The 13,258-nt window shown below is 46.4% G+C and carries 10 protein-coding genes; 5 read left to right on the top strand and 5 right to left on the bottom strand.

The window, feature by feature from the left end; genetic code table 11:
- Positions 1-4 precede the first annotated feature (4 nt).
- Together CLV42_RS33030 and CLV42_RS33025 are read right to left on the bottom strand one after the other, a co-directional pair.
- The gene (locus CLV42_RS33030; RefSeq protein WP_106606226.1) at positions 5-460 is read right to left on the bottom strand and encodes a TPM domain-containing protein; all 456 of its coding nucleotides are present in this window, start codon (positions 458-460) and stop codon (positions 5-7) included.
- A gap of 12 nt (positions 461-472) precedes the next feature.
- Entirely contained in the window at positions 473-1,063 is a 591-nt protein-coding gene (locus CLV42_RS33025; RefSeq protein ID WP_106606225.1) for a LemA family protein, read from the bottom strand.
- 430 nt (positions 1,064-1,493) lie between these two features.
- Here CLV42_RS33025 and CLV42_RS33020 point away from each other — a divergent pair, with 430 nt between their 5' ends.
- Complete coding sequence (locus tag CLV42_RS33020) at positions 1,494-1,958, top strand: response regulator (RefSeq protein WP_106606224.1); 465 nt, start codon at positions 1,494-1,496, stop codon at positions 1,956-1,958.
- A gap of 11 nt (positions 1,959-1,969) precedes the next feature.
- Here CLV42_RS33020 and CLV42_RS33015 read toward each other — a convergent pair whose 3' ends face one another.
- Together CLV42_RS33015 and CLV42_RS33010 are read right to left on the bottom strand one after the other, a co-directional pair.
- Complete coding sequence (locus CLV42_RS33015) at positions 1,970-3,205, bottom strand: FecR family protein (RefSeq protein WP_106606223.1); 1,236 nt, start codon at positions 3,203-3,205, stop codon at positions 1,970-1,972.
- A gap of 56 nt (positions 3,206-3,261) precedes the next feature.
- On the bottom strand, positions 3,262-3,612 hold the full coding sequence (locus tag CLV42_RS33010) for a sigma-70 family RNA polymerase sigma factor (RefSeq protein ID WP_106606222.1): 351 nt from the start codon (positions 3,610-3,612) through the stop codon (positions 3,262-3,264).
- Positions 3,613-3,788: 176 nt separating this feature from the next.
- Between CLV42_RS33010 and CLV42_RS33005 the strand changes: the two genes are divergently transcribed.
- The 4 genes from CLV42_RS33005 (at position 3,789) to CLV42_RS32990 (ending at position 9,509) form a co-directional block, all read left to right on the top strand.
- A complete protein-coding gene (locus CLV42_RS33005; RefSeq protein ID WP_106606221.1) occupies positions 3,789-5,159 on the top strand; it encodes a dipeptidase in 1,371 nt (456 codons plus the stop codon).
- Positions 5,160-5,234: 75 nt separating this feature from the next.
- Entirely contained in the window at positions 5,235-5,633 is a 399-nt protein-coding gene (locus CLV42_RS33000) for an RNA-binding S4 domain-containing protein (RefSeq protein WP_106606220.1), read from the top strand.
- A gap of 99 nt (positions 5,634-5,732) precedes the next feature.
- A complete protein-coding gene (gene lysA / locus CLV42_RS32995; RefSeq protein ID WP_106606219.1) occupies positions 5,733-6,953 on the top strand; it encodes a diaminopimelate decarboxylase in 1,221 nt (406 codons plus the stop codon).
- A gap of 219 nt (positions 6,954-7,172) precedes the next feature.
- On the top strand, positions 7,173-9,509 hold the full coding sequence (locus CLV42_RS32990) for a GAF domain-containing protein (RefSeq protein ID WP_106606218.1): 2,337 nt from the start codon (positions 7,173-7,175) through the stop codon (positions 9,507-9,509).
- 74 nt (positions 9,510-9,583) lie between these two features.
- Here the strand turns inward: CLV42_RS32990 and CLV42_RS32985 are convergent, their stop codons facing one another.
- The gene (locus CLV42_RS32985; protein WP_106606217.1) at positions 9,584-13,255 is read right to left on the bottom strand and encodes a BamA/TamA family outer membrane protein; all 3,672 of its coding nucleotides are present in this window, start codon (positions 13,253-13,255) and stop codon (positions 9,584-9,586) included.
- Positions 13,256-13,258 lie beyond the last annotated feature (3 nt).

Genomic DNA, 13,258 nt, shown 5'->3' with positions numbered 1-13,258 from the left:
CCGCTTATCTTCCGATTACTATGTCGTCGGGTAATTCGTTTTCGTCGTCCCCTTCAAATGGAAAATACTTGCAAAGCGATTCTCCTATTTCCCTGATGCAGGCTTCTATACCACCAACGTAGTCATTCTTCCGGAAATAGTCGATCAGCAGTTCTCCTTCTTTTACCCAGAAGTCGCCGCCTACTTTCTCGTGAATACCCCGGTCTCCCAGGATGGCAAACTGGCGGTCTTTCAGAGCAATATACACGATCACACCGTTACTGCGTTTAGTCTTGTCCATACCCAGCTGCAGGAATATTTCCTGTGCACGGTCCATGGGGTTGACATACTTGCAACGGCTTTCCACGTACAGCCTGATCTCTCCGCTGGTAAGCCTTTCGGAATCGCGTATAGCCTGTACCAGTTGTTGTTTTTCAGCCTCTGTCAGGAGCTCCTTTTTTTTGAATGGGAATATGCTCATACAGGATTGCGTTTAGAATTGCACTTTAGGAGCATTCTCTGCACCTGCCTGTGCCTCGAAATAAGGTCTCTGCTGGAAGCCGCCGAAGCCTGCCACGATGTTGTTCGGGAAGGTACGGATGGTACTGTTATATACTCTCGCAGTTTCATTGAAATCTTTACGGGCAACAGCGATACGGTTTTCAGTACCTTCTATCTGTGCCTGGAGATCACGGAAGTTCTGGTTAGCCTGCAGGGTAGGATAAGCCTCGGCAACAGCCAGTAATCTTCCCAGTGCACCGCCCAGTTGCGTTTGCGCCTGCTGGAACTGCTGCATTTTTTCAGGAGTAAGGTCATTTGCATTTACTGTGATGGCTGTAGCTTTTGAGCGTGCTTCTATCACTTTGGTCAGTGTTGACTGCTCAAAGTTGGCAGCACCTTTTACAGTTGCAACAAGATTCGGAATGAGGTCTGACCTGCGCTGATACTGGCTCTGTACGGTACCCCAGGAGGTTTTTACAGATTCATCCAGCCCCACGATACTGTTATATTTAGATACACCACAACCACCGAGTATTACGATTACGGCTATGATAATTAAGATAACAAGCGTGTTTTTTTTCATGTTAATAAGGATTTAAGTTTAATCTATGGTTTGCAGTTTAGCATACAACAGTACTATATCACTTTGGTTTATCGTAACTTAGAATGCAGTTTGGGGGCATCCGGTTAGACCTCCATGAAATAAACTGGATAGCAAGAGCAAACATAGTTGCTTTTTTTTAATCTTCAAGAGGGAGTAGTGGGAAACGATAAAACGGCGTTATTTCACTTTCACAGAAAAGATACCGGCATTGTCAAAAAAAACGGCAGCGTTATGTCTGTTTCTCTATAATTTTACTAATATTTCACGGTAGCCAGGTACGGAACAGCTTGTATCTAAAGAAGTTATCCATGAATGGGTCCAATATAAGCGCTTGTTTTTCAATGTCTATCCTTCTTTCATTCGTTTGTAACGCGTTTTTTTTTAATTATTTGAATCTAAGGCAGCGTCAATGAGTGCACAACACATCCATATCCTGTATGTTGATGATGAGATACACAATTTAAATGCTTTTAAGGCATCATTCCGTAGGCTCTACACAGTGTTTACGGCTACTTCAGCAGAGGAGGCAGAAGAGGTGCTGGCGAAGCAGGAAGTACAGATCATCATTTCTGATCAGCGGATGCCCAAAATGACGGGAATAGAGTTCTTCGAATCCATTCTCGATAAATATCCGGAGCCGATCCGGATGCTGTTAACCGGTTATGCTGATATCAATGCTGTAATAGATGCCATCAATAAAGGGCAGGTATACAAATACTTCTCAAAGCCCTGGAATGATGATGAGCTGAAGCAGAATATAGATAAAGCATACGAAGTTTACTCCCTTCGGAAAGAGAATAAAGAGTTAACAGCCAAGTTGCTGGATGTAAACGAGAAACTCGAATTTCTGTTACGGCAGAAACTGATTTCCTGATTGTTTTCCGCCTATTGTTTCTGTACGGTAAAGTGAATGGTGCCGTCATAGATCTTGTAGTCAAGACCTTTCTCCCGGCAGATATCGTTTAGAAAGTCAGTAACGGGTTTATCCTTATCAAGATCTCCGGAAATAAGCTGGTCGGCCATACCGGGGGTTGCAAATGAAACCTTCAGTCCAAACCAGCGCTTCATGACCGGAATGATATTGTCCAGCGGTTTATTCTGAAAGCGGAAGATCCCGTCCCTCCAGCCCAGGGTAACGTTCTCGTCAAAACGTTTTACCTTAAAACGTTCACCCGGCCTGTAAATGGCCTCATAGCCCGGTTTCAGGGTTACATCCAGACTGTCACCTACATCTGTTACCACACTTCCTGTGACAAGGGAGGTTGTGATGATATTATGATCGTAAGAATTTACGTTAAACTCCGTGCCCAATGCAATCACAGAGGTGGTACCCGTATGCACAATAAACGGGTGCTTCGGGTCATGTGCCACGGTGAAGAATGCCTCTCCTTCCAGGTAAACCTCCCTGGTCCTGCCAGGGAATATGAAGGGGAAGCGTAAGGTAGAGCTGGCGTTCAGGTGTACCTCCGTTCCGTCAGACAGTTCTATTCTGTAATCTGTTCTGGGCGGCACCGTCAGGGTATTCCACTCGATAGTGCTGCTCTGGTAGATGCTGTCGTGCGTGATCCGCTTGCCGGCCAGAGGATTGACCGCTTCCGTAGCGACAGTATCTCCGGCAGGCGTTACTGGCATATTAGCGGCCAGTAGCGCAGGATTGGTAGTAACGTGGACGGTGGTATCGGCAGGTAATACCACGGCTTTGGAAACGGTGGTTTTCACTGCCGGCGGTGCCTGACGGTGTACAATGGGGCTATACACCGGCGTTTCGGCAGGCGTCTGAAAATAATCCTTTGTGTAAACCATCCAGCTGCCCGCACACGTAACGGCTGTAATAAAAACAGCTGCGGCAGTGCTATGCCGTTTGGCTAACAGAAAGATCCTCGTGTGCAAAGGTTTAGGCGCAAGTACAGCTGCTACTTTCAACCAATCATGTTCCACCCGCAGATCGTCTAGAAAAGCATTATCGGTATATAGTTTAGCTTCTTCCTGTTCATAGTAACATTTACGAACCTGTTCATCGGTGTGTATGACGTTTTGCAGCAACGTATCTTCTACTTCACTTAATTCGCCCAGTTGCTTACGCAGGAGTAATGTGTATATATACTCTTGGTCGTATTTCATCTTGTGCTTAGAAGATTAATTGAGGGTAATATATGTTGTGTTTTGAAATGACCGGGTCACGAAATTATCCATCGCGGAGATAAGGCCTGGGGTACAACGGCAGGTCCTGTCTGGCAGGGCGGACAGGTACTCGGTGCTGCCTGTTGTTGTATCCTCTGGCATCGCTCAAATAAAAGCTGATAAAAGAATCCGCCTGGAGAATGGTCTATTTGCCGGTAAATCTTCTTTTTCCATACTTCTATAAATAATTGCTGCACTTCTTCCTTAGCACGTTCCTGGTTCCCCAGCATCTGACAGGCTTTAAAGCAAAGGGGCTTGTAGTATTTCATAAAGAAGTATTGGTAAGCCTCCAGCCTGTTATCTTTCTGGAGGGCGGATAACATTGTGATGTCCTCGCTGATTTGCATACTATTTTGGGATTGGTGTAGTGTATACCGGTTTTTGCAGGGTTAAGTTCGATCAAAAGTTCAACAAAATTGTTAATGCGGTGTTAATGTAGTCAAATTGATCAGCTGAAACAGACAAATCAATATTTCCGACTTTCCCTTAAATTGCACCTTTCTAAAAGTTAATTTACTGGAACATGCAAGTTTGGAAAGATTACCAGGTTACACACAAAGATCGTTTCCTCGAAGAACTGCTGGAATTGCTGCGCATCCCTTCTGTTAGTGCTGACTCCAGCTTCAGCAAGGATGTTAAAGCCTGCGCCGAAGCCGTGAAACTGCGCCTGCAGGAAGCCGGCGCGGAGAAAGTGGAAGTTTGCCCTACTGCAGGTCATCCTATCGTATATGGAGAAAAGATCATAGACCCTGCATTGCCTACTGTATTAGTATACGGACACTATGATGTACAGCCTGCAGATCCGTTGGAGCTCTGGAACAGTGGTCCTTTTGAGCCTGTTATCAAAGATGAGAAGATCTATGCACGCGGCAGCGCTGACGATAAAGGACAGTTTTATATGCATGTAAAGGCATTTGAAACCATGGCTAAAACCAACACCCTGCCCTGCAATATCAAATTCATGATAGAAGGGGAGGAAGAAGTTGGGTCTGCTAACCTGGGTATCTTCATCAAGGAGAATAAGGAAAGACTGAAAGCAGATGTAGTGCTGATCTCTGATACTGCTATGCTCAGCCTGGAAAATCCTTCACTGGATACGGGTCTACGCGGCCTTTCATATATGGAAGTGGAAGTAACCGGTCCTAACCGTGACCTGCACAGCGGCGTGTACGGTGGAGCAGTAGCTAATCCGGCCACCATCCTATGTAAGATGATCGCTTCCATGCACGATGAAAATAATCACATCACCATTCCCGGCTTTTATGACAAAGTGCAGGAACTGAGCAAGGAAGAGCGTGATGCACTGAACGCCGCTCCTTTTGATGAAGCGGCATATAAAGCTGACCTTGGTGTAGACGAACTGTGGGGCGAGAAAGGATATACCACTATCGAGCGTACCGGCATCCGTCCTACCCTGGAGGTGAATGGTATCTGGGGTGGTTATACCGGCGAAGGTTCCAAAACAGTATTGCCATCCAAAGCTTCTGCCAAGATATCCATGCGCCTGGTGCCTAACCAGGACTGGAAAGAGATCTCTGCTTTATTCCAGGCACACTTTGAAAAGATCGCTCCGAAAAGTGTGAAAGTAAAGGTAACGACCCATCATGGTGGCAGTCCTTACGTAACGCCAACAGATCATGTGGCTTTCAAGGCTGCCAGTGAGGCTATCAAGGCCACTTTTGGTAAAGGTCCTATCCCGATGCGCGGCGGTGGAAGTATTCCTATTGTAGCGCTGTTTGAGAAGGAACTGGGTCTGAAAACCATCCTCATGGGCTTTGGTCTGGACAGCGATAACCTGCACTCACCAAACGAAAAGTATGGCCTGGCCAACTTCTATAAAGGAATCGAGACCATCCCTTACTTCCACAAATATTTTGCAGAAATGAGCAAATAGCCTGATAACGCTATTTATTGATAAATTTGAAGGCCGGCTCGTTACTAACGGGCCGGCCTTATACATTATCCAAAGATGAAAGAAGTAGAAAAAGTACGCATAGACAAGTACCTCTGGTCTATCAGGATCTTTAAGACCCGCTCCCTGGCCTCTGCCGGCTGTGAATCCGGCAGGGTGAAACTAAATGGCGTAACCGTAAAAGCAGCCCGCCCCGTTGCCATTAATGACGTTTATGAGATCAGAACGGAAGGCCGCAAGTGGGTAATACAGGTAACCGGCCTGCTGGCCAACCGCGTGCAGTACACAGAAGCTATCAAGTACTACACTGATATTACTCCCGAAGAAGATAAGCAACAAAATCGGGAGGCCTCCGTATTCCAGACCGGTAAACGACCGAGCAAGATCGGTCGCCCGACCAAGAAAGAGCGCCGCGAACTGGACGACTTCATGGGCGGCGGAGAAGAAGATTTATAAAAAATCTCCGGTTTCAGTAGTAAATTCGCAGACTTTTCAGGCGGCCCTTACAGAAAATCAGCTGTCTGCATATGAAAATTTGTAAATCATTATCCATAAATGTCTAAGCAAAGCGATCTTCTCTCAGCTGACTTCCTCGTGAAAGTGGCAGAGGAATTTGGAACACCGGTATATGTATATCATGCTGAAAAAATAAAGATCCAGTACGAAAAGCTGCAAACTGCTTTCCATAAAACGGATGCCCGCTTTTTCTATGCCTGTAAAGCATTGACCAATATCAACGTCCTGAAATATATCAATTCCCTGGGCTGCGGACTGGATACCGTATCCATCCAGGAGGTATTACTGGGCCTGAAAGCGGGTTTTACACCTGATAACATCATCTTCACGCCTAACTGTGTGGACCTGGACGAGATCATCGCTGCGAAAGAACTGGGTGTTCACATCAACATCGACAATATATCTATCCTGGAACAGTTTGGAAACCGTTTCGGCGATACTTATCCGATCTGTATCCGCCTGAACCCACATATCATGGCGGGAGGGAACTACAAGATCTCTACCGGGCACGTAGATAGTAAGTTCGGTATCTCTATTCACCAGCTGCGCCATATCGAGCGTATCGTGAAAAGCACCAAACTGAAAGTGACAGGCCTGCACATGCATACAGGTTCTGAGATCAAGGACGTGGATGTATTCCTGCGTGGAGTGGAGATCATGTTCGAACAGGCAGTACATTTCCCCGACCTGGAATTCATTGACCTCGGTAGCGGCTTTAAGGTAGCTTACCAGGCAGGTGATCCGGAAACAGATATCAACCTGCTGGGCAAAAAGCTGTCAGAAGCCTTTAATAAATTCAGCAAGACCTATAGCCGTCCTTTACAGGTATGGTTTGAGCCAGGTAAATTCCTGGTAAGCCAGTGTGGTTATTTCATCGTGAAAGCCAATGTGATCAAGCAGACTACAGCTACCGTGTTCGTGGGGGTGAATTCCGGGTTTAACCACCTGATCAGGCCTATGTTCTACGATGCCTTCCACCTGATCCGTAATATCTCCAATCCGAAAGGAACCGAGCGTATTTATACCGTAGTAGGAAATATCTGTGAGACAGATACCTTTGGCTGGGACCGAAAACTGAATGAGGTGAAAGAAGGGGATTACCTGGTATTTTATAATGCCGGCGCTTATGGCTTTGAGATGTCCTCCAATTTTAACTCCCGCCTGAAACCGGCGGAAGTCCTGGTGAAAGATGGTAAGGCACAGCTGATCCGTAAGAGGGATGTATTGGAAGACCTCTTGCGTAACCAGATCGAGCTATAATTAATTAATTCGTTAATACTTAAAGCACTAATGCAGATTTGTATAAGCAAATCTGCATTTTTTTTGAAGTGTTGTAACAAGTTTTAACATAAATTTGCAGAATCATTCGTTGTAATCCTGCTTTTACCTGCACACTGTCTATTCTGCTAGCCATAAAATAATTTATTGTCCCAATCGTCTTTTATATATAGGATGAGCATTTTTTACACATTATAGTTTATGAAAGTTTTATCAGCTAACTCCGAAGTGTTCAAGGAAGAGGAAGTAATGATAGACAGCCATATCTCATTCGGTCCTTACGTTAAGTTTCTGAAAGAAAAGGCTGCCAAAACATCGGACGCACGTGCTGCTTACTACCAGAAGATAGTTAAACAGTTTGAAGGTAACCCCGCCCTGCTGGGGCCTATAGCCGGTGCGGACGACCTGTCTGCTTACCAGGAATATCTTGATCTGATCATTGCCACCATTTTCCCTGTCACTGTCGACATGGACAAAGACATATACGGCATAGGTGTTCCACACAAGTTTGCCATCTTTTACTACTCTGACCTGTTCAAGAAGCTCTTTGCCGCCAATGGCGACAAGCTTTTGGCAGTGCCGGAGGGCATCTCTGTCGAGAAAGTAAAAAGAGATAAACTGGAATGGTTATACAAACTCTTACTTGAAAAAGTATATGGGTTTCCGATGGATTATCAGAACGAGATCATCCATCATGTTACATTGCCAGAAAGTAACGGCTTGAAGAAGTACGTGAAATTACATATTGACGCCCGTTTTGTAGATGTAAAAGTAAAAGGAGAGATTCCTAACCTGAAATATGATAACATATGTCAGCAGCATTTCTCTCTGGAAACTTTACAGGAAATACTGCCATTACGCAACTTCGCACTGGAAGGTTTTGTGATCTGGACCATACAGGATGTTACAAAGGATGAGGTGCAGAACACCATGAAGAACCTGATCCTGAACATGCACGATGGTAACGAACAGCAGACCTATCGCCGGATGGAAGAGGAACTGGAATCACTGATCCAGCAGGAAGATGTCAGCGTGCATATTGTACCTATTCCCAAGATCAATGGTAAGTATGTGCTGGAATGTGAGCTCTGCGAAAGCGGCGTTATGCTGGGTGTGATCAACAATGGTAAACAACAGCAGCAATTGTTTCAGCAACTGCTGGAACACCTGATGTTGCAGAAAGATCCCTTGCTGATCCCGGAAGTGACAGATGCCACTTTGTTATCTTATCCCTTCCTGCGCTACCTGCCACTGAAAGGTATCAGAAGCTACCTGATGGCGCCAATATGGTATGAAGGCCAGCTGCTGGGTATTGTTGAAATAGCGTCTTCCCAGGTGAATAAGGTCACTGCCGAAACGATAGGGAGAGCATATCCTGCTCATCCGCAGGTGATGATGCTGCTGACCAGGGGCGCCGACATTGTGAATAACCGCATCGTACAGGTGATCAAAGAGCAATTCACAGCCTTACAGCCATCAGTAGAATGGAAATTTACAGATGCCGCCTGGCATTATCTGCATACACCGAAAGAGGAACGTAAAGACATAGGCAACATTTCTTTTGAAGATGTCTATCCTTTATACGGTGCTGTTGATATAAGGAACTCTTCTACAGAACGCAGCAATGCGATCCACGAAGACCTGCGGGAACAGTTACTGCTGATCGGGGAAACACTTGATTATATCGGTAATGCGATCTACCTGCCATTACTGGAAGAACTGAAGTTCAAGAATGATGAGTTGATCACCGGTATCACCAGTGGCATGCTGTCAGAAGATGAGCTGAGGACCAACAACTACCTCGATGAAGAGATCGGACCATTGTTCCGTCACCTGCATGACAGCCATCCTGAATTGCAATCTGTGCTCGAAAGGTATTTCTCTGTGGTAGATACTTCAGAAGGCCACATCCTGCACCACCGCCAGGAATATGAAGACAGCCTGGCGAAGATCAACGAGAAGATCAACAAATACCTTGATAGGGAGAAAGAGAATATTCAGCATTCTTTCCCCTGCTATTTTGAGAAGTACCGTACTGATGGTGTGGAGTACAATATCTATATAGGACAGGCTATCGCCCAGAACCGTAAGTTCGATATGCTGTATCTGCGTAACCTCCGCCTGTGGCAGCTTTCTTCCATGGCAGAGATCGCGAAGATGACGAATAAGCTGAAAGACACCCTGAAGGTGCCTTTACAGACCACACAGCTGATCCTGGTGCATAGCAATCCGATAGATATCAGCTTCCGTCAGGATGAACGTCGCTTTGACGTGGAAGGGGCTTATAACATCCGTTACGAGATCATGAAGAAACGGATAGATAAAGTACACATCCGTCAGACAGGTAAACGCCTGACACAACCCGGTACTATCTCTATCGTATATGCATACGCGAAGGAGATGGAAGAATATCTGAAATATGTCACCTTCCTGCAGAATAAAGGAGTATTGTCATCAGAAGTGGAAATGCTGGACCTCGAAGACCTGCAAGGGGTAAGTGGTCTGAGGGCATTACGTGTGAAGGTGAATATGGACTAGGACTGTAGGATTTAATATAAAAGAAAAGGCCCGCTCTTGTCATGAGAGCGGGCCTTTATTATTTTATCCGGATATCAGAACCTGAATCCGAAGGTAATATATGGTAATACGCCTTCATCAGAACGGCCTACTATGGCAGAAAGCATTACGAGATTAGCAGGCGTGAAGTAAACACCTCCACCATAACCGTCATGCCATATAGATGACTTTTGACTGGAGTACCATACCCTGCCCACATCATTGAAGGCAAGCAGGCCTACACTGGCAGGGAAGAGGTAAGAACGGAAATCAAACAGTTTGATGCGCAGCTCTACGTTGTTGTACACCGCCGCATTACCGCTGAAACGATAGTTACGATAACCCCTGAGATTCTGTACACCACCGATCATCGCTGCCTGGAAGTATTCATAATCACCCCAGATCTTGTTGGCGCCGAAACGGGTTACCAGCACGACACTGGTAGGTACATGGAAGTTGGTGTAAATGCTCAGGTCTGTTTGTGCCTGCAGATAATTGTGTTTCTGTTCATTCAGTCCCTGGCTGCCATACACAGAAGTATTCCAGCTGATACCTCTTGTTGGTATCAGGGCATTATCACGGGTATCTATCTTCAATCCCAGACGCAGACCAGCATATGACTTCGACTGGTAAACAGACAGGGAATCCAGTCCGTTGTGTGGAAAATCTGAAATGATACGTCCGCCTGTTTCATCTTTGTCAAGGCTGTAGTAGGTCAGTGAAGGACCATAATACAGCTCCACATTCCTTGACAGTTTGGTATTCAGTAAAGGCTCGATGTTGAACAGTGCGAAACGGGTACGATAGTAGCGGATGGTTCGTGACTTATCGAACACTGTTTCATTACCAAAGCCAAAGAAGTTGATGGTATTGTTAGGTGCTTTCGCACTGGCCGTGATTGTCAGATCAGTATTGCCGATCACGTCTGTAAACTCGCCCAGGTAGCGGAACTGCCAGGCATCGGTACCCAGTGAATGACCTGCCAGTACGGTTTGTCTTGTTGCAAACGGGCGTTTACGGAAGCCCTGTGTGGTATACTGGAAGCCGAGGCCGAGCGACAGACCATCATCCGCGTTAAAGCCAGCAGATGCCAGTGGCATCAGTTTATTATAGTTTAGACGGAAGAAGGTACGTTCATACCTGATGATCTCAGGGTTGGAAGACAATATACGCCTGTCATTGCCGTGCATATCAAAACTGTCTTTCCTGTTGGCCAGTTCATAGATGCGGATACGTTTGCCTGCATGACTGCCGGTACTGTCGATATAAGTATCTATGTCCTTACCACCGATAATGCGCACCTTGATGGGTGAACCGTTATCTCCTTTCGTTACATATCTGTCTTCACCACCGAGGCCAAACAGTCTTATTTCACGGGTGTCTTTCGGATCGAAAGTACGGTGATAGATAACCTGTTCCAGTTCTCCTTTTTTATTGATCTTGGTAACTGTTACATCCATCAATCCTCCCGGCAGACGTTCAATGGTGAACAGCTCATCTTTTTTACTACCTGTCACTTCCACATGTTTAGACAGGAAGCGGTATAATACGAGGGCTTCTTTCTCCAGTATATCGCGGCGGGCTTTCAGTGTATTGTAAGTACGCTCGCCTACTTCCGCCCTGATTGTGTCAGGGAAGTTGTTCACCGCAGCCTTGATGGCAGAATCGGTGATATGCTGTACGAAGTTGTGGGTAATGTCTTTCCACTGCTGTTCACTTAACTCGTTCATAAAGGAACGGTCAAAAGGTTGTGCGGTGGGGTTCTGTCCCTCTATGTACCTGATCTTTGGACGGAAGCCCTGGATATTAGGCATTGCCCAGCGTCTGGAGGCAATACGTGGTAGCAGGCCTTCGTTGACAAAGAATGCCTGGTCACGGTCGCGGGGGATAGGGAAGTATTTTTGCGTCTTCGCTTTTTTGCTGTTCTCTGCCGCCCATCTCCATTGGTCATCGTGGCGGTCCCAGTCTGCCATCAACAGGTCCAGCAGGCGTGCATTCAGTACGGCCGGCTGATCGATGGTATTGTCATTGTCGCCCTGCAGCTGTTCGAGTACTTTGAGCGTACTCAGTGTTTTTCCCTTTATATCTGCTTCTCTTTCTTCAAACAGGTATACATCATCCCCGAAAGTGCTTTGATAAATGCCGAGAACTGTGTCTTTAGGCAGGTATACAAAGGAAGGGTTGGTATGATGTACACCAGCAGCATCCGCCAGTGGTACTACTGCCAGTGGTGCATAAGGATTGGCAGCAGAGATCTGGTCCTGTACTACTTCCCTTGCGACTGTTTCACGTAATGCCTCTGGTATGGCTTTCTCCGGATATTTTTTCAGGGAACGGAGCACCCATTCCTTGCCATCTCTATCTTCCAGGCGCAGGGACAGGGTCTGCATACCACCACCGCGTTTCAGGATCTTCAGGCCGCCTTTCTCTTTATTCAGGTCTAACACGCGGTAGTTCAGTGGCGTAGCCCATACATCACGGTAGTTCCGACCCATCAGCCAGTAATGGAAGCCTGTTTTATCTGTATACTGCGAATCTGCAGGCATGCGAACCGTAGCGGGTAGCTGACTGGCAGAAAGGTTGGCGTTGGCAATAGCGTTGGAACGGATATCCTGCAGGCTGAATAACTGTTGTGCATATACCGGGGCATCCGTTTTCTCTATGGTGTAGTATTTCACTTCCACGCGGCCGCTTTTGGATATTTCCAGTACGGTATACCCGTTCTCATTGCTGGCGAAGAGCGATTTACTACCTTTCTTTACCCTGTTCTCTTTAGAGCCGGAACCACTTACAATATAGAAGTTCTGGTCATCTTTGATGAGCTGAAGGGTATGATCATGACCTGACACGAAGATGGCCGGGCCATGAGGTTTAATGGCAGCTTCGACTCCACGGATCATTGACTGGTAGATCGGATTCGGAATATCTTCCGGGGTACCGAATACACCACGAGTGATAGGGTAGATAGACCCGACCAGCGGTAATGGAATGTACAGTCCTTTTTTCAGATCAGTGAAAGGGAATATATGCTGTTTGATGGTATAGTATCCGCCATGTATGCCATAACTCCTGAAAGGGTGATGCGCTGCAAAGATGATCAGTTTATTCCTGTTACGGCTAACGATATCGTTCAGTTCAGCGAGCACTTCTTCTCTTGTTTTAGTATCGCAGGAAGATTCGGATCCGGGTTTCTGGTAAGGGAACAACCACCATTCTGTATCCATGATGATCAAGGTCGTGTTGTTATCCAGGTGTACCTCTTCAGGACCAGGGCAGCCATCTTTAGGCAGGAAGTTAACGTTCGGCAGTTGTAAGGAATCCACATACAGCTGCTGGTTGATCACTGTCTGCCATCCATCCGGTTTGGAGCGTTTCCAGTCATGATTGCCGGGAATGAAGATGGCCTGTGTGTTGGTATTTTTCACCAGACCTACCTGGTAGTCCAGTATTTGTCTGGCCTCTTCGTACCTGGAGGAACCCGCGTCCGGCAGGCCGAGGGGGTATATATTGTCGCCCAGGAATAATACGGTGTTCCTTGCATCCTGGAGATTAATACGTTGTTTCACTGCATCTATAACAGGATTGTGCCCGTCTTTATGTAGCTCTCCGGCATCTCCGATGAGGATCACCCGGCGAGCCAGGCTATCGTCTGTCATCTGGGCCTGCGTGAGCAGTGGCAGGAAGAGTAGGGGTAAGATGTGTCTTGCTTTTGGTAAAATGCTAATCATCGT

Source organism: Chitinophaga ginsengisoli, from assembly GCF_003014595.1.
Taxonomy (GTDB): domain Bacteria; phylum Bacteroidota; class Bacteroidia; order Chitinophagales; family Chitinophagaceae; genus Chitinophaga; species Chitinophaga ginsengisoli.
This window is presented reverse-complemented; position numbering and strand designations above follow the sequence as displayed.

Coding starts and splice junctions, on each gene's coding strand:
- CLV42_RS33030 (WP_106606226.1), bottom strand. CDS start 460: ATGAGCATATTCCCATTCAAAAAAAAGGAGCTCCTGACAGAGGCTGAA.
- CLV42_RS33020 (WP_106606224.1), top strand. CDS start 1,494: ATGAGTGCACAACACATCCATATCCTGTATGTTGATGATGAGATACAC.
- CLV42_RS32990 (WP_106606218.1), top strand. CDS start 7,173: ATGAAAGTTTTATCAGCTAACTCCGAAGTGTTCAAGGAAGAGGAAGTA.
- CLV42_RS33025 (WP_106606225.1), bottom strand. CDS start 1,063: ATGAAAAAAAACACGCTTGTTATCTTAATTATCATAGCCGTAATCGTA.
- CLV42_RS33000 (WP_106606220.1), top strand. CDS start 5,235: ATGAAAGAAGTAGAAAAAGTACGCATAGACAAGTACCTCTGGTCTATC.
- CLV42_RS33015 (WP_106606223.1), bottom strand. CDS start 3,205: ATGAAATACGACCAAGAGTATATATACACATTACTCCTGCGTAAGCAA.
- CLV42_RS32985 (WP_106606217.1), bottom strand. CDS start 13,255: ATGATTAGCATTTTACCAAAAGCAAGACACATCTTACCCCTACTCTTC.
- CLV42_RS33010 (WP_106606222.1), bottom strand. CDS start 3,612: ATGCAAATCAGCGAGGACATCACAATGTTATCCGCCCTCCAGAAAGAT.
- lysA (WP_106606219.1), top strand. CDS start 5,733: ATGTCTAAGCAAAGCGATCTTCTCTCAGCTGACTTCCTCGTGAAAGTG.
- CLV42_RS33005 (WP_106606221.1), top strand. CDS start 3,789: ATGCAAGTTTGGAAAGATTACCAGGTTACACACAAAGATCGTTTCCTC.